This is a genomic window from Variovorax sp. UC74_104, from assembly GCF_044055375.1.
Lineage (GTDB): Bacteria > Pseudomonadota > Gammaproteobacteria > Burkholderiales > Burkholderiaceae_C > Variovorax.
Genome location: NZ_CP171978.1, coordinates 5,680,566 through 5,706,250 on the forward strand (window position 1 = coordinate 5,680,566; position 25,685 = coordinate 5,706,250).

A 25,685-nucleotide genomic window follows, 5' to 3' on the forward strand; every position below is an offset into this window, starting at 1 on the left:
AGCGATCCATGGCGTATGAACAGGTGCTCTCGCAGGACGAGGTCGACGCGCTTCTGCAGGGCGTCACCGGCGACGTCGACCAGGCGGCTCCCCCGCCACCGCCCAAGGACGGCCTGCCCGCCTACGACCTCGGCGCGCCCGACCGCGTGGTGCGCAACCGCATGCACACGCTGGAGGTCATCAACGACCGCTTCGCGCGCGGGCTGCGCGGCGCGCTGCTGAACTTCATGCGGCGCAGCCCCGACATCTCGGTGGGGCCGGTGCAGATCCAGCAGTTCGGCGAGTTCGTGCGGCACCTGCCGGTGCCCGCGAACATCAACATGATCCACATGAAGCCGCTGCGCGGCACGGCCCTCTTCGTGTTCGACCCGAAGCTGGTGTTCCTCGTGGTGGACAACCTCTTCGGCAGCGACGGGCGCTACCACGTGCGCGTGGAAGGCCGCGACTTCACGCGCACCGAGCAGCGCATCATCAAGCGCCTGCTCGACCTGTCGCTGCAGTGCTATGGCGACGCATGGCAGCCGGTGTTCCCGCTCGACTTCGACTATGTGCGCGCCGAGATGCACGGCAAGCTCGCCAACATCGTCGCGCCCAACGAGGTGGTGATCAACACCACGCTGCAGATCGAGTTCGGCCCCGTGGGCGGCTTCCTGCACGTGTGCCTGCCCTACTCGATGATCGAGCCGATCCGCGACCTGCTCTCGAACCCCATCCAGGACGAGGTCGAGGTCGACAAGCGCTGGGTGACGCAGATGTCGCGCCAGATGCAGTCGGCCGACGTCGAGCTGGTGGCCGACTTCGTCTCCATGCCCTCGACCATCGGCGAGGTGATGAAGCTGCGCGTCGGCGACGTGATTCCCATCGAGCTGCCCGAGACCGTCGTCGCCAAGGTCGGCGGCGTGCCGGTCATGGAGTGCGGCTACGGCACCTCCAACGAGCGCTACGCGCTGCGCGTGCAAAACATGATCTCCCATCAAGACAGCGACCTGAAGAACGAACATGACTGACAACACCTCTTCCGCAGGCAGCGACGCGGACGACTGGGCCGCGGCCCTGGCCGAACAGACCGCCGCGTCGGCAGCGCCGGCCCCGGCACCCGCCGTGGCACCGGCCACCGCGCAGGTCTTCCAGCAGATCCAGGACGCGCCGGCCGCCGCTGCGGCAGCCGCTGCAGCCGCCGCCGCACCGGTGGACATCGCGCGCGTGCTCGACGTGCCGGTGCAGCTCACCGCCGAGATCGGCCGCACGCGCATCACCATCAAGAACCTGCTTCAGCTGTCGCAGGGCTCGGTGGTGGAGCTCGACGGCCTGGCCGGCCAGCCGCTGGACGTGCTGATCAACGGCTATCTCATCGCGCAGGGCGAGGTGGTGGTGGTGAACGAGAAGTACGGCATCCGCCTGACCGACATCGTCACCCCCTCCGAGCGCATGCAGAAGCTCGCGCGGGCATGAGTCTTCCCACCGTGCCCACGCCCGTCCATGAAGTGGCGCCGGCCGCCGTCGGCGGCTCGGGCCTGCTGCAGGCCGGCTTCGGCATGGCGGTGGTGGTCGGCCTGATCTTCCTGTGCGCCTGGGCGGCGCGGCGCTTCGGCCTGCAGCGCCTGGGCGGCGGGCAGTTCGTGAAGGTGGTGTCGAGCGCCGCCGTCGGCCAGCGCGAACGCGTGGTCGTGGTGGAAGTGGCCGACACCTGGCTGGTGCTGGGCGTCACGCCCAGCCAGGTCAACACGCTGCATACGCTGCCGGCGCAGGTACAGCCTCACGCCGCGCCGACGGCATTCGCCTCGACTGCAACTTCCGCCGCGCCCCGCGCGGTGGAGCTCTTCGCGCGCAAGCTGCGCGAATCCATCTCCGGCAAGGCCAGTCCCGCTCCATGAAGCATCCCGCATTGCACCGCGGCGTGCGCGCCGCGCTGCTCCTGCTCGCCGCCGCGCTGCCGGCCGCCGCCTGGACGCAGGGCCTGCCCGGCATCACCAGCACGCCCGGCCCCGGCGGCAGCCAGACCTGGTCGCTGAGCGTGCAGACCATGGTGCTGCTGACCTCGCTCACCTTCCTGCCCGCGCTGCTGCTGTCGATGACCAGCTTCACGCGCATCCTCATCGTGCTGGGCCTGCTGCGCACCGCCATCGGCACGCAGACCTCGCCGCCCAACCAGATCCTGGTGGGGCTGTCGCTCTTCCTCACCTTCTTCGTAATGGCACCGGTGCTCGACAAGGCCTACGACGAGGCCTACAAGCCCTTCTCCGAAAACAAGATCAGCGCCGAGAAGGCCCTGGAGCGCGGCATCGCGCCCTTCAAGACCTTCATGCTCAAGCAGACCCGCGAGGGCGACCTCGCGCTCTTCGCGCGGCTGGCCAAGGTGCCCGAGATGCAGGGCCCCGAAGACGTGCCGCTGCGCATACTGCTGCCCTCCTTCGTCATCAGCGAGCTGAAGACGGCGTTCCAGATCGGCTTCACCATCTTCATACCCTTCCTCATCATCGACCTGGTGGTGGCCAGCGTGCTGATGTCCATGGGCATGATGATGGTGCCGCCGGCTTCCATCGCCCTGCCCTTCAAGCTGATGCTCTTCGTGCTGGCCGATGGCTGGCAGCTGCTCATCGGCGCGCTGGCGCAGAGCTTCTACCTCTAGGGCCCGAGCCGAGATGACACCCGAATCCGTCATGACCATGGGCCACCGGGCCATGGAGATCTCGCTGCTCATCGGCGCGCCGCTGCTGCTGGTGGCGCTCGTCATCGGCCTGATCGTGAGCATCTTCCAGGCAGCCACGCAGATCAACGAGACCACGCTGTCCTTCATTCCCAAGCTGCTCGCCGTGTTCGCGACGCTGGTGGTCGCGGGGCCGTGGATGCTCGACCGCATGCTCGACTACATGCGCGTGCTGTTCTCCGGCATTCCGCTGCTGCTGAACTGAGCCCGCCCCGACGCGCGAGCCGACCTGACGTGACCCCGTCGATCATCTCGGTCACCTCGGCCCAGCTCGAGGGCTGGATGGTGGCTTTCCTCTGGCCCTTCGTGCGCATGCTCGCGCTGGTGAGCACCGCGCCCATCTTCGGCGAGGCATGGGTACCGCGGCCCGTGAAGGTGCTCATCGCCGCCATGCTGGCCTTCGTGGTCTCGCCCACCATCGGGCCGCTGCCCGCGGTGCCGGTGGTGTCCGCGGGCGGCGTGTGGATCATCGTGCAGCAGGTGCTGATCGGCGTGGCCATGGGCTTCACCGTGCGGCTGGTGTTCACCGCCGTGCTGGCCGCGGGGGAATACATCGGCCTGCAGATGGGCCTGTCGTTCGCGTCCTTCTTCGACCCGATGAGCCACGGCAGCACCATGGTGGTGGCGCGGCTTCTGAACATGCTCGCGATGCTGATCTTCCTGGCGCTCGACGGCCACCTGCTGATGGTGAACGCGCTGGCCCAGAGCTTTCACACGCTGCCCATTGCCGATGCGCCGCTGGCCGCCGGGGGCTGGATGTTCCTGGTGCTGGCCGGCGCCGAGATCTTCGCGAGCGGGCTGATGCTGGCGCTGCCGCTCATCACCGCGCTGCTCACGCTCAACCTCGCGATGGGCATCCTGAACCGCGCATCGCCCCAGTTCAGCATCTTCGCGGTGGGGTTTCCGCTCACCTTGCTGGCGGGCATCTTCATGCTGCAGCTGCTGATGCCGAACCTCGGGGCGTTCCTGGAGCCGAGGTTCGGGGAGGCGATCGGCAACGCGCTGAGGTTCACGCAGGGCCTGCGGCCCTGAGCGGAATCAGCGCAGGAGTTCGGGCAGTTCCTCCGTTTCGGCCGATGCGGCCGGCTGATCCGGCCAGTCGACCTTGGAGCGGATCTCGCCCCGTCGCCACTGGGCCAGCCTTTGCGTGTAGCGCGGCGCAATGCGGTCGTAGTTCTCCCAGCTGTCCTGCGTCATCGCTTCGCCCGGCTTGCGCCAGTTGTTGCTGTCGCCGAATATCTCTTCCGTGTCGGGGAGAGCGGCTGCCTCGCCCGGCTGCATCAGGCGGTTCATGTAGGCATGGCAGAACGCCGCGTGCTCCGGGCGCACGTCCTTTTCCCAGAGCAGTCCGTCGAGGCTGGAAGACAGGAAGTCCAAGGGCGACAGCTCCCGTTGGCGCAGCGCATCGAGCCGGCCGGCGGCAAGGCGGTCTTCCCGCAGGATGCCGTTCAATGCGCACCAGCTTGCGAAGAAAGCGTCTTCCACCGAATGCTCCGGCTTGCTGCCGGGGTAGATGGTTGCGTAGGTCTCCTCCTCATCGACGCCCAGCAGCATGACCTCCGGCAGCCCTCCCGAATCGACCGTGACCTTGGCCCGAAGGCCCTCGCGCGGCGGCGGCAGCGTGAAGCGCACCTCCTCGACCATGCCTTCGACGCGCCGGATGAAGCGCGAGCTGAGCGCCGCGTCATCCATCTTCCAGTCGAAGCCGCCAGGCAGCGAGCCACGGAAGTTGGGATAGACGAAGGCATGGGAAACCCAGGTCACCCAGGTTCGCCCCTCCTTGCGCGGCGGGAAATGCGAGCGGGTGCTGAGATTCATGCTGGTGCCGACCTCGATGCCGAGCTTGCGATTGACGATGTCGGGGCTGTTGTTCGGCGTCGCGTTCTTGAACGGCTTCTTGCCGAGGGCTTCGGCCAGACGGACTGCGGCGGGGTCGTCGATGCGCTTGCCGAGGGCGTCGAGGAGCAGAGGGGTCAGGTCTTCGGTGGTCATTCAGGAGAGTGATCTGGTCTTCGGTTCCGTGTTTGCGAGCAATGTGTCGACAGACACAACGCCCTACCGGATTCGCAGTATGCCGATCCAGGCAGCTATCGCGCCAAGCAGCGCACATGGCAGGCTCAGTATCCAGAAGTTGTGACCACAGAGCACCGAGTTCGCAACGCCCGATAGCGAGCAAATCAACATCGGAAGCAGCCATCCTCCAAGCAGGAAGGCCCCAATGAGCAAGGCGATCTCGAGCAGTTTTTTCATTGCTTCAGCAGATGGAGTCGCAGGCCAGGCGGGCATCTCGCCAGTTCGAATCGCCGTAGTCTGCATGGCTATACTGCCTTCGTCACGTCCAAACAGGCGTGATCGGGATTGGCGTCCCGCTGAAATCACTGCGACGCAAGCCGCAGTCACCCGCAGGGTCTGCGGCTTCGTCGTTCGTGCCTCCAGTTTTGGCGGCTCGACGGGCGGGCGCGAGCCCGGCCGGTTTCACGCAAGTGGTTTCCCGGTACGCCAACTCGTCGAGCCGCCGCCCTCAATTGGCGTTGAGTGCGGCTGTTTCAGCAAACCGAAACCCTTGGAGGCCTTTCATGGCTGCATCTGCTCGCGCGTCCGCACGCGCCTCTTCCTATCCCGAATCATCCGAAGCCGCCAGCGTTGAATCTCTTGCGCTGCAGGCATGCGATGACATCGACAACTTGCACGAACTGCAGCGCGCGTACGCAGGCCTGGAGAAGCTCATCGTTTCACAGAACGTGAACGATACGGAAGAGATCCATCCGACGCGCACCGAACTCGGAGCGCTGGTGCGGGTGGTCAATGAGGAGTTGAAGCGGCGGATCGAGTCGGCTGACTCTGCGCTTCAGTCGTTGCGTGCTGCCTTGAATGAAGGCGATACGCGATGAACACTTTCAAGGGTACTGATTTATTCAGACGAATGGATCAACCAGCCTACCGATTCAATATCACCAGTTTCAACAAGATCCTGTGCGACTTTTCTGATCACTGCTTGCGAGATTTCTTGTACCACGATCATGTTCTTGGCCCAGACATACAGTCCGCTTGCGCACTCTCCCGTATTCCCCCAGTGAGCCATGAGTGTCACAAGATTGGAGACGGTGAAAAAGGTCAAACTGAATGCACGACCATCAATCAGCTCTATCCGAACATCGATGTTGTCGTCCAGTGTCGGCTCAGTAAGACCAGCAGGGAAATGAAGAGAAAAATCAGTCATCTCCATCCGATCCACGAAGAGAAGAGCTACGCATCCGGCGCGTCACTTCTCGTTCGAATCCACGGCGAGTCAAGATCTTTTCTCTCCGCATCCCAATCCGGCTGAAGGTCCAGTTGTGACCTGAGACTGGGGTCGTCTTCGAGTACATGGCCGATGCCCACCACCCGGTAATTTGAGGCATTGTCTTCGTGGTCTTCTCCGCAAACGAAGCACCAATCCCCGTCTTTTCTGCTGACCAAGAGTACGGGCCTTGTTCCTTCGAAGACATGAATGCAGACGTACGATTTTAAATTTCCGGGAATCATGATCATGTGTGTTCGAGACGACTTCCCGATGAATTGAATAAGCGAAGGTCCTTCTTTTGCTTGGGCAAACTACAACAGCGCTTTCTCAATGCATGTAAGACCGCATCAGGTATTCGGCTTGCTTTAATCCCTTTTCGGCTGCTTGCCTCAATAATCCGATGGCCTCCTCGGTTGCTTGACCATCGCGAAGTATACGGGTCGCGTATAGATAAAGCGTTTCAGGGTGTCCTTGCTCAAAAGCGCGCCGATACCAATTCGCAGCTTCGATTGGGTCGACAGGATATGCGTACTGCCCGGTCTCGTAGTACCAAGCCAAGTGATGCTGCGCTTCGCCGCAGCCACCGGCCGCCGCTCGTTCCAACCAGTAGTTTGCGCGCTCGATATCCAATGGCAGCAGATTGGCAAATCGGTAGTTCTGCCCGACATCCCATTGCGCTTCAAGGCTCCCTTGTTCCGCGAGTTCCTCATGCCGCGCCAGCCATCGAGCGCTTCGCTCCAAGTCCTGCGGTACGCCTTCACCATCGTGGTACCAGAGCGCCGTCATGAAACAAGCTGCCGGCTCACCGCTTTCGGCGCACTCCTCCATCAAGCGCAACGCATCCTCTGGTTTTCCGATGTCATACGCTTGCATCGCGGCGATAAATCGCGCTGAGTGATTTTTCAATCGCTTCCTCGTCCATAGAAGCCCTTCCCCCCTGTTCGGATGCCCAACAAGCGAAGGGATTGATTTGTTGTGGGCAGCCCCCGATGGAAGATCTGCCGATTCACTCGGTCGAAGAACTTCTTTTGGGGCTCTGTCAAGGTATCACACGCCCTTTGCATCTGCTTGCTGCTGTTGAAGATTTCCTTGTCGTCGGGCGCCAACGGCTTCCATGTCTCTGTTGAGATCCGAGCTTCGCGACCTTGCGAGTCACGCAGATGGATGTGATAACTCTCGCCCGGTCCATGCTTGGCATGTTCATTGCCACCGGCCTGCGGCCCGGGGTATGCGTCCATTGTGACGCCACCACTCCTATAGAGCTCATACAGACCAAAAGGATCCATATGGGTCAGCGGATTTGCATCGGCATAGCTGAACCGATTCCAACCTCCGTCGAGTCCAATCGGGTCCGGCTGGCTGTATCGCCCCGTCCTCGCGTCATAGCTTCTGAAGTAGTTGTAGCTCAGCCCCGACTCTTCGTCCGCATACTGCCCTGGGTACCTCAGGTTGAACCTCACCTCTGCAATGTTGGTCGTGCCCGGGTTGGATGTCGTCTCCGTGTTGGCGAACCTGTTCCTTGCCGTTGTGGGCTTGTCCTCCCCGAAGGCGCTGTAGCCCCACTGCCAGACCGCCTGGCCATCGGCGTTGCTCAGCTTCCTTGGCGTGTTCAGGTGATCGCTGTGCACCGCATACGTGGCACCATCGATGACGGCCGCAATCGGCATCGGCCCATTGCCCGTGGGCAGGTAGATGTACTGGCTCTGCCCTGCACTGTTGGTGCCGCCGCTGCCCACCTCGGCGATCAGCGTGCCCTGCTCGTCATAGGTGTAGGCATAGCCCAGCTGCTCGGCCTGGTTGTTGGCCGGGCTCCACAGCTTCGTGAAGAACGCGATCAGGCTGGCCATGAAGCCCGGATCGGCCTCGTCGCCCTGGCTCGGCGGGTACAGCGGCTCCGTCTTGAACACCCGCTGGCCCAGCGCGTTGTGCGCATAGCGCGTGGTCGGGCTCACATCGGTCGCGCCCGTCGTTGCTGCCGCCAGCCTGCCTTCAGCATCGTAGGTGTAGCTGCGCAGGCCATCGGTCAAGAGGTCGCCGTTGGCGTTGTAGCCGTAGGTGACGCTGGTGTTGCTTGATCCGTTTATTGTTTGCGTGAAGCCCGTGAGTTGGTTGCTGCTCGAGCCGACCGTGTAGGTGCGGTTGGTCGTCTGGCCGTTCAGGACCCGGGTGCTGCTGGATCGGTTGCCGTTGGCGTCATAGTCGAACCCAGCCGTGTTACCCGTGGCGTTGAAGCTGATGATGCGCCCCACGCTGTTGTAGCCCACGCTCCAGGTGACGTTCGCATTGGCGATGGTGCTGTGGGTCGGGTCGGTGTCCCCGGGCAAGTACAGGTTCTGCGTCAGGCTCGTGATGCGGCCCGCAGCGTCATAGCCGTAGCTGCTGAACTCGGTGCTCGTGAGCCGGCCCGCGGTGTCGTAGCTGCGGCTGGCTGCGAGTTGCGGGCTGCTGGTGGTGAAGGCCCAGGTCCATGCGGTAGGCTGGCCCAGCGGGTTCCAGGCGATGCCGCTGACCAGCGGGTTGCCGTTCCAGTTCAGGCCCGCGAGGCGGCCCGTGGCGTCGTAGACGTGGGAGAGAGTTCCGCCGTTGGGATAGCCGACGCTCGCCAGGGTGCCGTTGGGGTTGTAGGCGTAGCTGACCTGCTGGACGCTCCCGTTGGCGAGGGTCTGCTTCTTGAGCGTGATGCGCCCGAAGGCATCCCGGGTGTACTCGGTGGTGCCGCTGCGGTCGAGGATCTCCGACAGATATCCCTTGCTGTTGGCCGTGAGGTCGTAGCGCAGGGTGGTGGTCTTGCCGTCGGCGAAGACCAGCCCGGTGGGACGGCCCAGGGCGTCCCGGGTGATGGTCGTGGCCTGGCCCAGGGCATCAGTGACCTGGCTGGGCAGACCGAGGTTGTCGTACTGGGTGCTGGCGCCGCCTGTGTCGGCGCTGCTCTCGGTGGTGGCGTTGCCCTGGGCATCGCGGCCATAGGCGGTGACCACGCCCTTGAAGTCCTTGGCCTCGGTGACGGCGTCCAGGGCGTTGTACTTCAGGGTGGCGCTGGCGTTGGCTGCGTCGGTGACAGAGACCACGCGGCGCAGGTTGTCCCTCGCGAGTTGAGTGCTCTGGTTCAGCCCGTTAGTGGTGCGGCTGAGGTCACCGTTGGCGTCATAACCGAAGGATTTCGCCTGGTTCGGGCCTTCGGTCATGGTGTAGACGCGGTTGAGCAAATTCATGGTGCGCGCGACATTCCAGGCCACGGCGCCAGCACTGTCCTTGATCTGCTCGGCGGTACGGTTGCCCATGCCGTCCAGGGTGTGGGTGCCCGATTCGCCTCGGTTGTTGCTCCAGCCGGTCAGGCGATGGGCGGCGTCGTAGGCGTAGGTCAGTACAAGGCCGCTGGGCAGCGAGACGGTCTCGACGGTGCCGTAGGGCTTGTAGGTGAGGACGGTGGTCTGGCTGCCGATGCTCTGGGTCAAAAGTCGATCGCGAGGATCGTAGGTGTAGGTGGTGATCAGGCCATTCGGAGCGGTCGAGCTGACGACGCGGTTGGCAAGGTCATAGCCATACTGCGTCACATGGCCCAGGGCGTTCGTGGACGTGAGGACGTTGCCTCGGGGGTCGTAGGTGTAGCTCGTCACCGCGCCGTTGGGGTCGGTGGCGGTGTCGACCAGCTGCTGGGCGTTGTACGTCCACTGCCAAGTCTGAGCCTTGTTGTTGATGGTGTTGGTGAGCGTCCGGGTGAGGACATTGCCGACGGCATCGTGGGTGAAGGAGATCCTGCGGCCTGACTCGGTGATCTGTATGGGGAGGCTGAAATCAGGATGCCACTGGGTAGTGGTGGTCTGGGCCTCCGGCCTGCCAAATGCTCGGACCACCGCGAGCGGGAGACGGCGGGTGATGTCCCAGCTTGAAGTGGTTACCGAGCCTTTGAAATCACTCTCGGAAGTGACCAAGCCATTGGCGTCCTGAACTCGGTATGCAGCGTCGTTGCCGCCGCTGCCGGAGGGCCATGAGCCGCCGGTCACGACCAGCTTCCCCTTCGTTGTGCTGTAGCTGTAGCTGCGGCTCCAGCCCAACGGATCAACCACCGTCGCTGAACCCCAAGAGGGATAGCTCACTTGGTAGCGATTGACGGCGCCGGCCAACTGTGTCTCGATGGCACGGCCTTGCGAGTCATAACTGAAGGTGGCGAAACGCGCGCCCGTTTCATCCAGGATGCCCGTCAGGGCCTGTGGGTACGTAGCATTCTCGTAAAGGTAAGTACGAGTCTTTGCGTCTGGGTAGGTCACCACCGAGAGGCGACCTTCGGGGTCGTAGGTGTAGGCGATGCTGCGCAAGTCGGGCGTGACAACCGACACGAGCAAGCCCGCACCGTTGTAGCCCAGTGTCAGCGTGCGCCCAAATGGGTTGGTGACCGTGATCAGCTGTCCGGCAGCATCATAGGTGTAGGAAGTGATCTGCCCATTTCGCTGGGTGAGCGCCTGCAGCTTCCCATCCGCAGCAAACAACAACGTAGCGTCGTCCTCGGCACGCCGATATGCCCAGGTACCGTCGACCGCCTGCACCAGACTGTCCGCACTGTTCGAAGTAGTCCAGACCGACGAGCCCGGAGCCTTGCTGAATGCACGCAGCGTTCCGTCTGCGTTGTTGATGGCTACGGAGATTGGATTGACTGCCGGCGCGAACCGCAGCGCCGTCGTGTGGTTGTGCGCCCACGCCCTGCCCAACGAGCCTGCTGGCCGGCTTGTGTCTGCACCCCAAGTGCTTCGGTACGTGCGCCGGAACGACAGCGGTGCTGGGCCGTTGTCGCCGTAGTCGAGGTCTGACCGGTACTTCTCTGCGGTGGCCGGCAAGATAGGGGCGCCGAATATCTCGCCATCGGCCGCACTGACGACGTCGTTACGGCATAGCGGCGGCTCGGGCGCGGCGGGCTTGCCGGTGATGGGGTCGACAAGGGAGGGATCCGTCGGGGGATCCGATACTTCTCGCCACTGTCTATCCAGATAGAGGGTCGTCTGGCTATAGAACACCCCCGCGGTAGAAGCGTCCCTTTCCACCGCAGTGCATTGGGTGTCGGCACCGGACGCAATCGAACTCACATACGTGTAGACGCTGCCGTTTACGGATGCGGAAGCGCCAACCATCTGCGCGCATGCTGCCGAAGCAGTGCGCTGCACGTCACTGTGCTTGCTGCCAAGCCATCCATTGCCAAAGGCCTGATACGTGTACGCCTGGGCAGCGAACGAATAGGGAGCGCCAAGGCAGCACGCCGCGACGAGCAAGCGGAAAAGATGGGGTAACCCGCCCCAAAGATTGCGAGGCTGCTGACGAGCAGCCCCACATGATTGGCCTCTGCTGAGGGTTCGACGCCATTTGTCCGAAAAAACCTCAAAGGCCCATCTCGTCGATCGAGACGACGTCCGTGAAACTGCGACCAAATCGCAGATTCTTTGCAATGCCCCCTGCAAACACATCACTCACCCCTCCCTCGTGCTTTCTCATTGGTGCGCCTGAACATCTAACGGCACCTTCGCGAGCCGTGACGATCAGCATTTTCCCGAGCAATCGATAACCCGCTCAGGCTCCCCAAGCTGCCCACTCTGTACAGCGACTCCAGGTTAGCGGAAAGGCTACGCGCACACAACGACGGCTTGATGGCATGCGCACAGGCGACACCTGGGAAATGGTCATGCCGGAGGAAGGTTCGACTTCGGGTTCCGTTGAAGGCGACGCACTATGGGGTTCGCGGCATGTCTTACCGCACCACTGTCGAAGGTCAGCCTACGACATGCAGGGCGAACCTGTCCTTCCCCATGCGCTTCGCCTCGTACAGCGCCATGTCGGCTTCGCGCATCAGCTCCGATGGAATGCGATGGCGGCCCAGATCGGATATGCCCACGCTGACCGTGACGAGGCGGCCCTCGATGCGGATGCCGCGCACCTGCTCCAGGATGCGCGCGGCCATCGACTGCGCATGCGCCGTGCCGCCGCCCGTCAGCATGATGCCGAACTCCTCGCCGCCGAGCCTGCCCAGGGCATGGCCGAGCGCGGCCTCCCTGAGCACGGCCGCGACGCGCTGCAGCGCCAGGTCGCCGGCCGCGTGCCCGAAGTCGTCGTTGATCTTCTTGAAGTCGTCCACGTCGATCATCAGGAAGCATCCGTCGCCGAGCCGGCCCTGCTCGTGGAGTTGCTGGACGTCGGCCAGGAGCTTGCGGCGGTTGCACATGCCGGTGAGCACGTCCTTGTATGCGAGCTGTTCGAGCTCCTGCCGCAGCCTCAGGCTCTCGCGGTGCAGCGTCGCGAAGATGACGTTCATCAGCAGCCCCATGGTGATGGTCCCGCAAGGCATCAGCAAGGTCCAGCCGGAATCCAGGCCATGGGGTGTGCCCACCCACTCCCCCCTTCCCATGATCAGCCATGCCCCCGAACTCGCCAGCGCCGACAGGCTCAACCGCGAGAAGAGCGGCGCGCCCACCACAGAGACGATCACGCTCATGGAGACCGCCCACACCTCGCGATCGGGGCTCTGCGCCATGAGCATGGAGAAACCCAGGCACAGCAGCCAGACGGAGATGATCGAGAAGAAAGAGAGGAACCGGGTCGCGCAGCTTCCGGCGATGGACAAGGCCACGCAGCATGCAAGCAGCGCCAGGTGCCAGGTCACGTATTGGTAGCCCGGGTCGGCGAGCCACCATGCCGCGCCCCAGAACACGAATCCGATCACCTGGACGCCCACGGAGATCGGCTTGATGAGCCGGAGAAAGTCTTTCAGCCGGGCCCGCTCGTCGACGGATGGGTAGCAAACGATCATGATCGAAGACCTGCAACCTGTTGGTTCACGCCGCTCGAGCGGTCCGGGGGCAGTGGGAGGGCGACTGCCCGTTCTTCTCAGGCCCGTATGGGTCCCGGGCTCCTGAGCGTTCCGTCCGCGCAGAACGCGCCCCTGCGGCGGGCCATCTGGATCAGCTCCTCCATCGGAATCGCCCTCGAGAACAGGTACCCCTGGCCGAAGAGCACACCCATCTCCAGCAGCACCGCGGACTGGGCCTCGGTCTCCACGCCCTCCGCGACGAGCGCGGCGTTGTAGCGGGTCGCGCTCTCCAGCGCGAGCGCGACGGCCTCGCGCATGCGCGGCTGGTCGATGCGCGCGATCATGCTGTGGTCGATCTTCACTTCGGTGAAGGGAATGGTCGCCAGGGTGGTCAGCGCGGAATAGCCGGTGCCGAAGTCGTCCAGCGACAGGCCCACGCCCGCGCGCTGCAGCACCACGATGTTGGCGCGCACCGTTTCCACGTCGGGCACGTGGCCGCTTTCGGTGATCTCGATGAACAGAAGCCGCGGCGGCACGCTCAGCAGGTCGAGGAAGGCCAGCACGCGATCGCCGAAGCGCGGAAGCGTGAGGGTGGTCGCGGAGATGTTGACGGCCAGCGGTATCGGGTAGCCGGCCGCGAGGCAGCGCTTGATGTCGCGCGCGACCACCTCCAGGGTGCACCACTCGAACTGCGACAGCAGCTGGTGGCGGGTCGCGATCTCGATCACGTAGGGCGGCGCCAGCGGCTGCTCCTTCACCGACTGCGCCCGCAGCAGGGCTTCCGCCCCGCACACGTGGCGCGTCATCAGGTGGAACTTGGGCTGGTACTGCATCGGCGGGTTCGCCGTGTGGATCCAGTCGATCAGCTGGCGGCGCACGTCCTCGTCCTTGTCGGACTGCTCCGCGAACGACGAGTGGAAGTAGCGGACCATCTGTTCGTTGCTCTGCAGCGCCAGGCTCAGGTCGCGCAGGATCGAGGCGACATTGACCTGCGGCCCCATCCGCGCGTTCGAGACGCCGATGCGCAGCTGCAGCTGCATGTAGGCCGCATGGGTGTTGCGCAGCGCCGCCATCGCTTCCGCCTGCACCCTCAGCGCCATCTGCTCCTGCTCCATCCACTCCAGCGACACGCCCTGCAGCACCACGATCAGCGAAGAATCGCTGAACTGATAGCTCCGGGGCTTGAAGCCTTCCAGCATCCGGCCGGCCGGCCCTTGGGTGAGACTGAAGGAAAGCTCGCCCCAGAAGTGGTCGGTCCAGTCATGGCCGAGCGCGCGCACCATCTCCTTGAGATTGGCGACCTGGAAGGTCATGAGCACATGCTGCCTGGCGTCGGCCCTCAGCAGCTCTTCGAGGAATTCCCCGAGCGCGAGCCGGGTCGGAAGCCCGGTCAGCAGGTTGGTGTGCGACATCGAAAGCGCACGGGCGTGGGACTCGCGTTCCCTCGCATCCCTGCGAAGCAGGGCGAGCATGCACCCGATGATCAGCAGCGACAGCGCACAGCCGAGGATGCGGAGCGCGAAGACGCGCGCGTTGATGTGCGCAGGAACCAGCGCGAGCACGTGAACCAGCCCAGTGGAGAGCATCGAGAACGCCACCCGCACCAGCCATGCGTTGCGCACGTCGCGCCAGCCGAAGGAGGTGATCGGCTTGTAGCCGATGCGGTAGTGCATGACGATGCCGCCGAGCACCAGCATGGACATATCGAGCACGAAGGCAGGCGCCTGGTGCGCTCCCCCGAAGAGAAACCGGCCGCCCACCAGCAGCGCCCAGCAGATGCCCCCGCCGCGCCAGCCGCCCAGCAGGCCCGCCATGAAGAGCAGGTCCGAGCCGATGTACGGCTTGGACGGCAGGTTCATCAGCTGGAACGCCATCGCAAGCAGCACGAAGCCGGTGAGGCCCAGCGTCCAGCCGTAGAAGCTGGCGCGCGCGTGCAGCATCGCCTCGGACACCTTCGAAACCCTCGAAAGCATCAGCACCAGGCTGAAGATGCCCAGCATTGCTGCGGACTGCATCAGCAGAATGGGATAGTTGGCCAGCTCGGCCTTCCACGCGGAAAGAACGAATTCCCACACGCTCATGCTCCCCTGGTTTTCTTGCGTCATGCTGCCCGCGCCTTCGCGGACACCTCACCTGCTCCTCGTGCCTGCGCTTGCAGCCCTGCAGCGAGGCACCCGTCTTGCGCCTCCGGCTCCGGCGCTCGAGGACTTGTTCTTGTTTTCCTGTTTCTTCGAACGCTGTCCGGCCGGCTCCTCGGCGGCCCTCTTTCTCCGCTACAGGTAGTTGAACAGCGAGATGCTGTTGAGCCGCGCGAAGGTCATCTGCGTGGCCTGCAGCGAGGACTGGCGCTGGTAGAACTCCGAGATCGCGGTGTACGGGTCCAGGTCTTCGATGGAAGACAGATAGGACTCTTCCTGCAGCTTGCGGCCCGCGCCGCCCGAATCCAGCGAATCGATCTCGGCCTGCCGCGACCCGACCGAGGACAGCACCGTCAGCACGTTGTCGTGCGCGTTCGTCACCTTCACGTTGGCCGTGCTCAGCGCGTTCTGCAGCTTGGCCTGCGCGGCCGCGCCGCCACCGGCCAGCGGCGTGCGAAGCGCGCTCACCAGCTCGCCGATGGCCGCGAACACGTCAGTGCCCGCGTTCTTCGCGGTCGACACGTCGAAGCTGTCGCCAGCGGCCGGCTTGCCCGTGATCTTGACCTGAACGCCGCCGAAGCTGATGGGCGTATCGGGCGAGAAGGTGCCCGTGGCCGCGACCACCGGGGGCGTGTCCTTGGTCATCACCGTGTAGTCGGTGGCGGTGAAGGAGATGGTGAAGTCCTTGCCGTAGTTCGGCGCGGTGGCATCGGTCACGCTGACGGAGCCGAACACGCCGGTGCCGGTGTTGGCCGGGGCGCCGGACGCCACGTAGCCCGCGCTGCCCTGCACCGACTGGAAGACGGTGCGGCCGTCGTCCGAGGTGGGCATCTGCCGCGCCACGTCGACCTGCATCAGGCGCTGGCCCTGGTCGCCCACGTACTGCACGCCGCCGCCGGCCGCCGCCACGAAGGGCGGCGTGCCGCTCTTGAAGCCCGCGAACAGGTACTGGCCGTTGCTGTCGGTCGAGTTGGCGATGCCCATCAGCTGGTCGTAGCTGCTCTGGATGGCGGTGGCGATCGATGCGCGGTCGGCATCCGACAGCGCGGCGCCGCCGGCCTGCACGGTCAGGGTCTTGATGTTCTGCAGGATCGAGGTCACCGAATCGAGGGCGTTCTCCTCGTTGGACAGCGACAGCGAGGCGCGCTGGCGGCTGGTGGCGTACTGCGAGATCTCCGAGAGCGTCTGGCTCACGCCCAGCGCGCGGGCCGCGCCCACGGGGTCGTCGCCGGCCGAGAGGAACTTGGAGTTGGTGGCCAGCTGCTGCTGGACCTTGAACAGCTTCTGCTGCTGCTGGCCCATGGCCAGCACGTTCTGGTCGTAGAAGGATTGGGTGCTGATGCGCATCGCTTTGCCTTGGCTTGGTGGATCTTCCGGACGGACTCCGGGCTCAGCGGCCGATGCCGAGGATGGTGTCGAAGATGGTCGAGGCGGTCTGGATCACCTTCGCGTTGGCCTGGTACATCTGCTGGAACATCAGCAGGTTGGCGGTTTCCTCGTCCTGCACCACGCCCGAGATGGAGTCGCGGCTGGCCTTGATCTGGCTGGTGACGCTGTCCTGCGTGGTGGCGGCCACCTTGATGGCCATGGCACGGTTGCCGACTTCGCTCACGATCTGCGAGTAGGCGCCGTTGAAGGTGGCCGTGCCGTTGGACATGAGGGTCTTGCGCTGCAGGGCACCCAGCAGCAGCGCGTTGCTGCCGTCCGACACGCCGGAGCTGTTCTTGCCGATGGTGAAGGTGTCGCCGTTCGAGGGCGCGCCGGTCATGGTGACGCTGACGCCGTCGAAGCTCATCTTCGCGCCGGCGGTGTAGGGCACGGGCGCGCCGGCCGCATAGGTGGTGCTGGTGCCGTTGGCCAGCGTGACGGTCACGGCCGATGCCGCGGGAAAGCCCGTCAGGCTGCCGGTGGCGGCGTCGAAGCTCAGCGTGAGGTTCGCGGCCAGGGGCGTGGCGGGGTAGCTCGCGTCCACGGTGGCCGCGCCCAGCGCGCCGGTGCCCTTGTTGCCGGCTGCGTTGCCGGTGACGATGGGCGATGCCGCCGCCACCTTGGAGGGGTCGCGCGTGAGCACGTCGAGGTCGCGCGCGCCGGTGCGCGTGGGCTGGATCAGGAACGAATCGCCCGCCTGCGCGGTGCCGCTGGCGGCCGCGAGGCTCACGCCGTCGAAGCTGATCGGGAAGGTGGTGAACGCGCCCATCGACTGCTTGTCCGACAGGCGGGTGACGTTGTAGGTGAGCGTGCCGGCCACGTTGGTGACTTCCACGCTGTAGTCGCTGGCCGTGAGCTGCGAGGCGTTGGAGATCGAGGCGCCGATCTCGAGGTTGCCCGTGTTCCTGGCGTTGGAGAGCGCCGCCGGCACGGACTGCGTGAAGAAGTCCTTGCCCAGCGCACCGCCCAGGTCCACGCCCAGCTTGTGCTGCGCGTTCACTGCATCGGCCACCGACATGGCGAGGCGGCCGATGGCGTTCTGCGTGGGAATGAGCGTGTCGCGGCGGAAGGACAGCAGGCCGCCCAGCACGCCGCCGGTGATGACGCCGTCCGACAGCTCGGCGGTGGTGCCCGCGAAGCCCTGCAGCGCCACGACCTTGCGCGACGGATCGGCCGCGGAGCTCACCGCCGCCATGGTGGATGCGTAGTCGCCCACCACCAGCGACTGGCCGGAGGCGATGAACACGTTGTATTTGCCGTTGTCCTGCTGCAGCACCTTCACGTCGACGACCTGGCTGAGGTCGCTCACGAGCTTGTCGCGCTGGTCGAGCAGGTCGTTGGGCGGCTGGCCGCCGGCCATGGCGCTGATCTGGCTGATCTGCTGGTTGAGGCTGGCGATCTTGCCGGCGTAGGTGTTGATCTGGTCCACGCTGCCGACGATCTGGTCGTTGATCGAGGAGTTCAGGTCGGACAGGTACTGGTCGGTCGAGCGGAACTTGCCGGCCAGCGCCTGCGCCGAGCTGATCATCTGCTGGCGCGCGGCCGGGTCGGCCGGCGTGTTGGCCACGCCCTGGACGCTGGTGAAGAAGCTCTGCATCAGCGGCGCGATGCCCGAGGTCTTGTCGGCCAGCAGCGTGTCGATGCGGCTGACCTGCGTGCCGTTGGTGGCGAGCGCGGCCGAGGCCGACTGCGCCATCGACAGCTGCGCGGTCAGGTAGCGGTCATAGCTGCGCGAGACGGTCGTGACGTTGGCGCCCGAGCCGATGAAGCCCGAGCCGCTGGAGATGGCGGCGCCGGTGGCGACCTCGGCCACCTGGCGGCTGTAGCCGGTGGTGTAGGCGTTGGCGGTGTTGTGGGCGGTGGTCATCAGCGCGGTGCGCGCGACGCCCAGGCCGCTCAGACCCGTGTAGAACAGACTTCCGGACATATGGCTTTACCTGTCGATGCGGTGTGTGGGTTGCAGTGGCACCGGTCGCTCGATCTCTTCGATGCGATCCGACGCCTTGGTGTCTATATCGGCAGGTGCCGCCGAAAGTTGAGTGTCAGAACTCGGTCCAGTCGCCCTTGGCGTCGCCGGCCATGGCGAGCTGCGGCGCGGCCTTGGCCTGCTGCCGCACCGGCAGGGCCTTGGCGGGGCGTTTCGGGGCAGGCTTTGCAGGCTTCGGGATCGGCGTGATGCGCGTGAAGCCCGGGCGCGTGGTGGCGACGGCGTTGGCGTCGAGCTTGAAGACGCTGACCGCGCGCACGAGGCTGCCAGCCTGTTCCTGCAGCGACTGGGCCGCTGCGGAAGCCTCTTCCACGAGGGCCGCATTCTGCTGGGTGACCTGATCCATCTGCGTGATGGCCTGGTTGATCTGCTCGATGCCCGAAGTCTGTTCCTGGCTGGCTGCTGTGATCTCGCCCATGATGTCCGTCACGCGCTTCACGCTGCCGACGATCTCTTCCATCGTGCGGCCGGCTTCTTCCACCTGCTTGCTGCCTTCCTCGACCTTCTCGACCGAGTCGCCGATCAGTGTCTTGATTTCCTTGGCTGCTGCTGCCGAGCGTTGAGCCAGGCTGCGGACTTCCGAGGCCACCACGGCGAAGCCACGGCCCTGCTCACCAGCGCGGGCGGCTTCAACCGCAGCATTCAGCGCGAGGATGTTGGTCTGGAACGCAATGCCGTCGATCACGCCGATGATGTCCACGATCTTCTTGGACGAGGCATTGATCGACCCCATGGTGTCGACCACCTGGGACACCACGTTGCCGCCCTTCACCGCAACCTCGGACGCCGACACGGCGAGCTGGTTGGCTTGACGCGCGTTGTCGGCGTTCTGCTTCACGGTAGAGGTCAGCTCTTCCATCGAAGCCGCCGTCTGTTCCAGCGAGCTCGCCTGTTCTTCCGTACGCGACGACAGATCCTGGTTGCCCGCCGCAATCTGCCCCGAAGCCGTGGCGATCGTGTCCGTGCCCATGCGCACCTCGCCCACCACCTTGGCCAGGCTGGCATTCATCTCGCGCAGCGCGTGCATCAGCTGCCCCGTCTCGTCGCGGCTTTCCACGACGATGTTCGCGCTCAGGTCGCCGGCGGCCACCGTCTCGGCCACCTCCACCGCGTGGCCCAGCGGGCGCACGATGCCCCGCGTCAGGCGCCAGGAGAACAGCGCGCCCAGCACCAGCGCAATGGCCGACAGCACCAGCAGCGTGGTCTCGCCGTTCGAGTGCTCGGCCTCGATGTCCCGCGCCAGCTCGTCGATGCGGTCGCGCTGGTACGACGCGATCTTCGCCACGGCTTCCTCGTAGACGGCGAGCGCGGGCGCGAACTGGTTGTCGGCCATCTCCATGGCCTCGTCGTTCTTTCCTTCGGCCTTGAGCTTGTTGATCTTGCCGATGATGGTCAGCACGAGCCCGCGCGGCTCCGCCACGCCGGCATACAGCTTCTTCTCTTCCGGGGAGTTCAGCAGTTCCTCGAGCTTCTTCTGCACCGGGTTGATCTGCGCCGACTTGTCGGCCCGGGCCTTCTCGAAGTAGGCGACGACCTTGGGGTCGGTGGCCTTGACCATCGCGAAGGAGTTGGCGATGGCCGGCCCGAGCAACACGGACCACTGGTTGGCCAGGCGCTCCTTGACCAGGGCATGCTGCATCACTTCTTCGGTGGCTTTGCCCACGCTCTTCAGGCGCAGCACGCCGGTGGTGGCGATGACCGCCATCAGGAGCAGCACCAGCGCGAAGCCGAGGCCCAGCCGGGTGCCGATTTTCAGGTTGCTCAGGTTCATTTGACTTCCTTCTCCGGTTTCAGAATTCCGTCCAGTCGCCCTTGGCGTCACCGGCCATGGCGAGCTGTGGTGCAGCCTTCGAGTCCTGCCGCTTCGGCAGGGCCTTGGCCGGGCGTTTGGGGGTGGGCTTTGCAGGCTTCGGGATGGGCGTGATGCGCGTGAAGCCAGGGCGCGTGGTGGCCAGGGCGTTGGCATCGAGCTTGAAGATGCTCACGGACTGGACGAGGGTGCCGGCCTGTTCCTGCAGCGACTGGGCTGCTGCGGAAGCCTCTTCCACCAGCGCCGCGTTCTGCTGCGTCACCTGGTCCATCTGCGTGATGGCCTGGTTGATCTGCTCGATGCCCGAGGTCTGTTCCTGGCTCGCGGCGGTGATCTCGCCCATGATGTCCGTCACGCGCTTCACGCTGCCCACGATCTCTTCCATCGTGCGGCCGGCTTCTTCCACCTGCTTGCTGCCCTCTTCGACCTTCTCGACCGAGTCGCCGATCAGCGTCTTGATTTCCTTGGCTGCTGCTGCCGAGCGTTGAGCCAGGCTGCGGACTTCCGAGGCCACCACGGCAAAGCCACGCCCTTGCTCACCAGCGCGGGCGGCTTCAACCGCAGCATTCAGCGCCAGGATGTTGGTCTGGAACGCAATGCCGTCGATCACGCCGATGATGTCGACGATCTTCTTCGACGAGGTATTGATCGCACCCATCGTGTCGACCACTTGCGAGACGACACTTCCACCCTTCACCGCCACTTCCGAAGCGGACACGGCGAGCTGGTTGGCTTGACGCGCGTTGTCGGCGTTCTGCTTCACGGTCGAGGTCAGCTCTTCCATCGAGGCTGCCGTCTGCTCCAGGGAGCTCGCCTGCTCCTCGGTGCGGGAAGACAGGTCCTGATTCCCCGAGGCGATCTGCGCCGATGCGGTGGCGATCGTGTCGGTGCCCGTGCGCACCTCGCTCACGATCTTCACGAGGCTGTCGTTCATGCCCTTCAGTGCGTCGAGCAGTTGCCCGGTCTCGTCCGTCGTGTGTGCCTCGATGCGGCTGGTCAGGTCTCCCGAAGCCACGGACTGGGCGACCTTCACGGCTTCCTCCAGCGGCCGGGCGACGATGCGCGCGATCCACAGCGCCAGCCCCAGGCCGAGCGCCACGGCGCCCACCAGCAGGCCGATCACCCAGAGCCTGGCCTGCGCATGCACCGCGTCGGCGGTCTGGCCCGCGCGGACGGCGCCGGCCAGGTTCACCTGCGTGAGCCTGTCCAGCGCGGCGTTCATCTCGCGGCTGAGCTGCAGCGACTTGCCGCGAATCATGCCGCTCACCTGGTCGGTGTCCTGCGTGTGGGAGACGGCAATGATCTTCTTGTGCTCCAGCTCGTACTGCGACAGCAGCTTCGCGAACACCGGGTAGACCTCGCGCTCCTCGGGCTCCGAGATGAACGACTCGTATTCGGCGCGCTTCTTCTGCAGTGCCGCCCACGAGGCGTCCATCGCCTTCTCGTACTCGGCCATCTCGTTGAACGAACCCGACAGGGCGTGCGCCATCTCCTGGTTGCGGAAGCCCGAAACCATGCCCTTGAGTTCGAGCAGCGAGCGCGTGGCGGGCAGCCAGTTGGTCGAGAGGTCGGTCGACATCTCGTGGACCTTGCCCAGCTGCAGCACGGAAATCGCGCCCAGGCAGGCCGTGAGCACGAGGACCGCGACGAACGACACGAGAAGCTTGGTCGCGATCTTGAGGTTGTAGAAGGTTTTGATGATCTTTCCTTGGGGGCCGCAGCCCGATAGCTTGTTGGCGCGTGTTGGCGTGTGTTGTTCGTGCGTGCTCGCCGGGCTCAGAACTCGCGCCAGTCGCCCGCATCGGCGGCCGCCAGCCGCGGCCGCGCGGACAGCGACGGTTCGGCGCGCGCGGGGCGGCGCGGTTCTTCGTCCAGCTTGAAGATGCTGACGGCCTGCACGAGGCCGCCGGCCTGTTCGCGCAGCGAATGGGCGGCGGCCGAGGCCTCCTCGACGAGCGCCGCGTTCTGCTGCGTCGCCTGGTCCATCTGCGCGATGGCCTGGTTGATCTGTTCGATGCCGGAGGTCTGCTCCTGGCTCGCGGCGCTGATCTCTCCGATGATGTCGGTCACGCGCCGGACGCTGCCCACGATCTCTTCCATGGTCCGTCCGGCCTCGCCCACCAGGGCGGTGCCCGCGTCGACCTTGCCGACGGAGTCGTCGATCAGGCCCTTGATTTCCCTGGCCGCGGCCGCCGAGCGCTGCGCGAGGCTGCGCACTTCGGAGGCGACCACGGCGAAGCCCTTGCCCTGCTCGCCGGCTCGGGCTGCTTCCACGGCCGCGTTCAGCGCGAGGATGTTGGTCTGGAACGCGATGCCGTCGATCACGCCTGTGATGTCCACGATCTTCTTGGACGACGCATGGATCGAGGCCATGGTGTCCACCACCTGACCCACCACCTCGCCGCCCCTGAGCGCCACCCCGGAGGCCGACAGCGCCAGCTGGTTGGCCTGCCGCGCGTTGTCGGCGTTCTGCTTCACGGTGCCGGTGAGCTCTTCCATCGATGCGGCCGTCTGCTGCAGCGAACTGGCCTGCTCTTCGGTGCGCACCGAGAGGTCCTGGTTGCCGGCCGAGATCTGGCCCGAGGCGGTGGCGATGGCATCGGTGCCGGCGCGCACGCCGCTCACCACGCCGGCCAGGCTCTGGCGCATGCTTTCCACGGCGCGGGTGATCACGCCCATCTCGTCGCGGCGCTCGGAAGCCAGCCGCCGCGACAGGTCGCCGCGGCCCAGCGCCTGCACATGCTCGCTCAGCAGGCCGAGCGGCCGCACCGTGCGGCGGATGAAGACGATCAGCGCGATGCCCAGCACCAGCGCCGCCAGCACGATGCAGGCCGCGATCCATGCCATCTGGCGATAGAGCACGGCCAGCACTTCCGACGCAGGAAACTCCGCCACCACCAGCCAGCCCGCCGCTTCGCTCCTGGCCACCGAGGCATAGCGCTGCTGGCCCTCGGCCGGGGCGAGCACCGGGCGCGCGTCGTCGATCCACATTGCGTCGGCGGCCGAGATCCGCGACAGCCAGGCTGCTGATGCATCGTCCTGCAGGAGCTCGGCCATCTTCCTGCCCGCAGCCGTGGGATGGAAGACCAGCGTTGCCGCACCGCCGGCGCCCGCCGGGTCGACGATGTAGAGCCCGCCGGTGTCGAAGATCCGCGTTCCGCTCACGGCTTCGCCGAAGGAGGCCTGCTGCCGGGAGATGTCCAGGCCGATGTAGAGCACCGCCACGACGCGGCCGCCTGCGTCGCGCACCGGCTCGTAGACGGTCATGTAGGGACGCCCGAAGAGCGTGATGCGCCCTACGAAGCGCTTGCCTTCGCGCAGCACGGGATACGCCCCGCTCTTGCGGTCCAGCAGCGTGCCGACGGCGCGCTCGCCGTTCTCCTTCTTCACCGAGGTGGTGACGCGGCGGAAGTCGTCGCCCTGCGCGATGAATACGGTGGCATTGGCGCCGGGGAAATCGCGCGCGAAGGCATCCACTTCGGCGATGCGCGACGCGTCGATGGGCGTGCCGTCGCTGCTCAGGGTTCCCTGCCCCGTGTTGTCGAGCACGAGGCTGGATGCGAACTGGCGCCGGAAGACGCCGAAGGCGTTCTCCGCCGTGAGGCGCATAGTCTGGTCGAAGATGTCCAGCGAACGGGCGATGGCCTCGGCCTTCGCATTGGCGTACTGGGCAGCGCTGCGCTTCTGCTGCGCGGAAGCCATCGCGTAGAAGACCGCCAGCACCAGCGTCGCCACCAGCAGCATGCCGCCGGCCGCGGCCAGGGTCATGGTGCGGGCGAGCGGAACGAAGGCGTGCTCGCGCCTTGCGGGGTTCGCGGTATTCATGAAGAGTGCTCCCGGCTCAGAACTCGCGCCAGTCACCGGCACTGGCGACCGCCAGTTGCGGCGCGGCGGGCAGCGATGGAGCGGCACGCGCGAGGGCCGGCGCCTCGGCCTGCGCGCGGGAAGCGACTTGCTGGTCTTCACCCAGCCTGAAGATGCTGACTGCGCGCACGAGAATGCCGGCTTGCTCCTGCAGCGACTGGGCTGCGGCCGAGGCTTCTTCCACCAGTGCCGCGTTCTGCTGGGTGACCTGATCCATCTGCGTGATCGCCTGGTTGATCTGCTCGATGCCCGAGGTCTGCTCCTGGCTGGCTGCCGTAATCTCGCCCATGATGTCCGTCACGCGCTTGACGCTGCCCACGATCTCTTCCATCGTGCGGCCGGCTTCTTCCACCTGCTTGCTGCCTTCTTCGACCTTCTCCACAGAGTCGCCGATCAGCGTCTTGATTTCCTTGGCTGCTGCTGCCGAGCGTTGAGCCAGGCTGCGGACCTCGGAAGCAACAACTGCAAAGCCGCGCCCTTGCTCACCAGCGCGCGCGGCTTCGACAGCCGCATTCAGCGCCAGGATATTGGTCTGGAACGCAATGCCATCGATCACGCCGATGATGTCGACGATTTTCTTGGACGAGGCATTGATCGAGCCCATCGTGTCGACCACCTGGGACACCACGTTGCCGCCCTTCACCGCGACTTCCGAGGCAGACACGGCCAGCTGGTTGGCCTGCCGCGCGTTGTCCGCGTTCTGCTTGACCGTCGAGGTCAGCTCTTCCATCGAAGCCGCCGTCTGCTCCAGCGAGCTGGCTTGTTCTTCCGTACGCGACGACAGGTCCTGGTTGCCCGACGCGATCTGGCTCGAGGCCGTGGCGATGGTTTCGCTCGAATCCTTGATCTCCACGACGATCGACGTCAGCTGCGACTGCATCTTCTGGATGGAGCGCAGCAGGCTGTTGTCATGCGCGGCGTCGGCTTCGACCGCCAGCGACAGGTCGCCGCCGGCGATGCGGCCGACCACGTCGGCGGCGTATTGAGGCTCGCCGCCGAGCTGGCGTCCCATCAGGCGCGCAACCAGCACGCCCAGCCCGACGCTGACCACGATGCCCGCCAGCGCCAGGCCGAGCATCGTCAGCCTGGAGCTCTTGTAGGTTTCGTCGGCATGCACGGCACGCTCCCGCGCAAGATCCTTGCTGTAGGCGACCATGCGCTGGAGCACTTCCTCCAGGCCGCGCGATTCCTTCAGCAGGCGCGCGCTGTCCTCGCTCACCTGGTTGTCGAACTGGGAGCTGTCCAGCGGCTGCTTGTTCAGCAGGGCCACGAAGTCGTTCATGTGCGCCGTCAGCGGCCCGATCAGCGCCTCGAACTGGCCGAACAGCTTGGCACCCTCCTCGGTTTCTCCGAAGAAGGACTTGACCTCCGCGGCACGCGCCGAGAGGTTCTCGACGGATGCCTTGACCTCGTTCGCACCCGCATTGCGCTCGCCGCGCGTGCCGGCCGACAGCAGCGTCATCTGCGCGCGGCTGGCGTACAGCAGGCGGATGTTGGCGTCCTGCACCGCCTGCAGGGCACGAAGCTCGTTGGCATAGAGCGCCTCGGTCGACGCACTGATGCGCCCCATGTGAAAGATGCCGAGCGCGCTCACCGCTGCGCCGATGGCCGCGACCACGAGAAAGCTGATGATCAGCCGGACGGTGACGCGAAGGTTCTGAAACCACTGCATTGCTTT

General features: G+C 65.3%; 20 protein-coding genes. 7 read left to right on the plus strand and 13 right to left on the minus strand.

Going from position 1 to position 25,685, the window contains the following annotated elements:
- Positions 1–8: 8 nt before the first annotated feature.
- Genes fliM through fliR form a run of 6 tightly spaced genes read left to right on the plus strand, consistent with a single transcriptional unit; the run spans position 9 to position 3,739 of the window.
- Positions 9–1,007: a flagellar motor switch protein FliM gene (gene fliM / locus ACHMXA_RS26605; protein WP_176662979.1), complete on the plus strand. Its 999-nt coding sequence runs from the start codon at positions 9–11 to the stop codon at positions 1,005–1,007.
- The gene (fliN, locus tag ACHMXA_RS26610) at positions 1,000–1,452 is read left to right on the plus strand and encodes a flagellar motor switch protein FliN (protein WP_176662980.1); all 453 of its coding nucleotides are present in this window, start codon (positions 1,000–1,002) and stop codon (positions 1,450–1,452) included. Before fliM ends, fliN begins: the two co-directional genes overlap by 8 nt.
- On the plus strand, positions 1,449–1,874 hold the full coding sequence (fliO, locus tag ACHMXA_RS26615; protein WP_395316978.1) for a flagellar biosynthetic protein FliO: 426 nt from the start codon (positions 1,449–1,451) through the stop codon (positions 1,872–1,874). Before fliN ends, fliO begins: the two co-directional genes overlap by 4 nt.
- A gap of 23 nt (positions 1,875–1,897) precedes the next feature.
- Positions 1,898–2,629, plus strand: coding sequence for a flagellar type III secretion system pore protein FliP (gene fliP / locus ACHMXA_RS26620; RefSeq protein WP_395321387.1), 732 nt, complete (start codon positions 1,898–1,900; stop codon positions 2,627–2,629).
- 13 nt (positions 2,630–2,642) lie between these two features.
- On the plus strand, positions 2,643–2,912 hold the full coding sequence (gene fliQ, locus ACHMXA_RS26625; RefSeq protein WP_176662982.1) for a flagellar biosynthesis protein FliQ: 270 nt from the start codon (positions 2,643–2,645) through the stop codon (positions 2,910–2,912).
- Between the two features lie 41 nt (positions 2,913–2,953).
- A complete protein-coding gene (fliR, locus tag ACHMXA_RS26630) occupies positions 2,954–3,739 on the plus strand; it encodes a flagellar biosynthetic protein FliR (RefSeq protein ID WP_395321388.1) in 786 nt (261 codons plus the stop codon).
- Between the two features lie 6 nt (positions 3,740–3,745).
- Here fliR and ACHMXA_RS26635 read toward each other — a convergent pair whose 3' ends face one another.
- Positions 3,746–4,699, minus strand: coding sequence for a hypothetical protein (locus ACHMXA_RS26635; RefSeq protein ID WP_395316979.1), 954 nt, complete (start codon positions 4,697–4,699; stop codon positions 3,746–3,748).
- A 63-nt stretch (positions 4,700–4,762) separates the two neighbouring features.
- Positions 4,763–4,957 (minus strand): hypothetical protein, encoded by a 195-nt coding sequence (locus ACHMXA_RS26640; protein WP_395316980.1) that lies wholly within the window; start codon positions 4,955–4,957, stop codon positions 4,763–4,765.
- Positions 4,958–5,283: 326 nt separating this feature from the next.
- On the opposite strand from ACHMXA_RS26640, the gene ACHMXA_RS26645 reads away from it, so the two are divergent.
- Positions 5,284–5,598 carry a hypothetical protein gene (locus ACHMXA_RS26645; RefSeq protein ID WP_395316981.1) on the plus strand — a complete coding sequence of 105 codons (315 nt, stop codon included), beginning with the start codon at positions 5,284–5,286 and terminating at the stop codon, positions 5,596–5,598.
- A gap of 20 nt (positions 5,599–5,618) precedes the next feature.
- Here ACHMXA_RS26645 and ACHMXA_RS26650 read toward each other — a convergent pair whose 3' ends face one another.
- The 11 genes from ACHMXA_RS26650 to ACHMXA_RS26700 all read right to left on the minus strand — a co-directional run bounded on the left by ACHMXA_RS26650 (position 5,619) and on the right by ACHMXA_RS26700 (position 25,679).
- The gene (locus ACHMXA_RS26650) at positions 5,619–5,927 is read right to left on the minus strand and encodes a hypothetical protein (RefSeq protein ID WP_395316982.1); all 309 of its coding nucleotides are present in this window, start codon (positions 5,925–5,927) and stop codon (positions 5,619–5,621) included.
- A 390-nt stretch (positions 5,928–6,317) separates the two neighbouring features.
- Positions 6,318–6,896: a tetratricopeptide repeat protein gene (locus tag ACHMXA_RS26655; protein ID WP_395316983.1), complete on the minus strand. Its 579-nt coding sequence runs from the start codon at positions 6,894–6,896 to the stop codon at positions 6,318–6,320.
- Entirely contained in the window at positions 6,893–11,251 is a 4,359-nt protein-coding gene (locus ACHMXA_RS26660; RefSeq protein WP_395316984.1) for an RHS repeat-associated core domain-containing protein, read from the minus strand. The genes ACHMXA_RS26655 and ACHMXA_RS26660 overlap by 4 nt, the downstream gene beginning before the upstream one ends.
- A gap of 494 nt (positions 11,252–11,745) precedes the next feature.
- The gene (locus ACHMXA_RS26665) at positions 11,746–12,780 is read right to left on the minus strand and encodes a GGDEF domain-containing protein (RefSeq protein WP_395316985.1); all 1,035 of its coding nucleotides are present in this window, start codon (positions 12,778–12,780) and stop codon (positions 11,746–11,748) included.
- Between the two features lie 77 nt (positions 12,781–12,857).
- Entirely contained in the window at positions 12,858–14,885 is a 2,028-nt protein-coding gene (locus ACHMXA_RS26670) for an EAL domain-containing protein (protein WP_395316986.1), read from the minus strand.
- A 168-nt stretch (positions 14,886–15,053) separates the two neighbouring features.
- Positions 15,054–16,265 (minus strand): flagellar hook-associated protein FlgL, encoded by a 1,212-nt coding sequence (gene flgL, locus ACHMXA_RS26675; protein WP_176662988.1) that lies wholly within the window; start codon positions 16,263–16,265, stop codon positions 15,054–15,056.
- 43 nt (positions 16,266–16,308) lie between these two features.
- On the minus strand, positions 16,309–18,273 hold the full coding sequence (gene flgK, locus ACHMXA_RS26680; protein ID WP_395316987.1) for a flagellar hook-associated protein FlgK: 1,965 nt from the start codon (positions 18,271–18,273) through the stop codon (positions 16,309–16,311).
- A gap of 115 nt (positions 18,274–18,388) precedes the next feature.
- Positions 18,389–20,104 (minus strand): methyl-accepting chemotaxis protein, encoded by a 1,716-nt coding sequence (locus ACHMXA_RS26685; RefSeq protein WP_395316988.1) that lies wholly within the window; start codon positions 20,102–20,104, stop codon positions 18,389–18,391.
- 19 nt (positions 20,105–20,123) lie between these two features.
- Complete coding sequence (locus ACHMXA_RS26690; protein ID WP_395321390.1) at positions 20,124–21,842, minus strand: methyl-accepting chemotaxis protein; 1,719 nt, start codon at positions 21,840–21,842, stop codon at positions 20,124–20,126.
- Between the two features lie 77 nt (positions 21,843–21,919).
- Positions 21,920–23,968 (minus strand): methyl-accepting chemotaxis protein, encoded by a 2,049-nt coding sequence (locus ACHMXA_RS26695; protein WP_395316989.1) that lies wholly within the window; start codon positions 23,966–23,968, stop codon positions 21,920–21,922.
- A gap of 16 nt (positions 23,969–23,984) precedes the next feature.
- Entirely contained in the window at positions 23,985–25,679 is a 1,695-nt protein-coding gene (locus ACHMXA_RS26700) for a methyl-accepting chemotaxis protein (RefSeq protein ID WP_395316990.1), read from the minus strand.
- Between the last annotated feature and the right edge of the window lie 6 nt (positions 25,680–25,685).

Bases quoted from the DNA above. Each gene is read 5' to 3' on its own strand.
- flgK (WP_395316987.1), bottom strand. From the start codon at position 18,273: ATGTCCGGAAGTCTGTTCTACACGGGTCTGAGCGGCCTGGGCGTCGCG.
- ACHMXA_RS26665 (WP_395316985.1), bottom strand. From the start codon at position 12,780: ATGATCGTTTGCTACCCATCCGTCGACGAGCGGGCCCGGCTGAAAGAC.
- ACHMXA_RS26650 (WP_395316982.1), bottom strand. From the start codon at position 5,927: ATGACTGATTTTTCTCTTCATTTCCCTGCTGGTCTTACTGAGCCGACA.
- fliM (WP_176662979.1), top strand. From the start codon at position 9: ATGGCGTATGAACAGGTGCTCTCGCAGGACGAGGTCGACGCGCTTCTG.
- fliO (WP_395316978.1), top strand. From the start codon at position 1,449: ATGAGTCTTCCCACCGTGCCCACGCCCGTCCATGAAGTGGCGCCGGCC.
- ACHMXA_RS26670 (WP_395316986.1), bottom strand. From the start codon at position 14,885: ATGACGCAAGAAAACCAGGGGAGCATGAGCGTGTGGGAATTCGTTCTT.
- flgL (WP_176662988.1), bottom strand. From the start codon at position 16,265: ATGCGCATCAGCACCCAATCCTTCTACGACCAGAACGTGCTGGCCATG.
- ACHMXA_RS26640 (WP_395316980.1), bottom strand. From the start codon at position 4,957: ATGAAAAAACTGCTCGAGATCGCCTTGCTCATTGGGGCCTTCCTGCTT.
- fliQ (WP_176662982.1), top strand. From the start codon at position 2,643: ATGACACCCGAATCCGTCATGACCATGGGCCACCGGGCCATGGAGATC.
- ACHMXA_RS26645 (WP_395316981.1), top strand. From the start codon at position 5,284: ATGGCTGCATCTGCTCGCGCGTCCGCACGCGCCTCTTCCTATCCCGAA.
- fliN (WP_176662980.1), top strand. From the start codon at position 1,000: ATGACTGACAACACCTCTTCCGCAGGCAGCGACGCGGACGACTGGGCC.
- ACHMXA_RS26685 (WP_395316988.1), bottom strand. From the start codon at position 20,104: ATGAACCTGAGCAACCTGAAAATCGGCACCCGGCTGGGCCTCGGCTTC.
- ACHMXA_RS26695 (WP_395316989.1), bottom strand. From the start codon at position 23,968: ATGAATACCGCGAACCCCGCAAGGCGCGAGCACGCCTTCGTTCCGCTC.
- ACHMXA_RS26700 (WP_395316990.1), bottom strand. From the start codon at position 25,679: ATGCAGTGGTTTCAGAACCTTCGCGTCACCGTCCGGCTGATCATCAGC.
- ACHMXA_RS26635 (WP_395316979.1), bottom strand. From the start codon at position 4,699: ATGACCACCGAAGACCTGACCCCTCTGCTCCTCGACGCCCTCGGCAAG.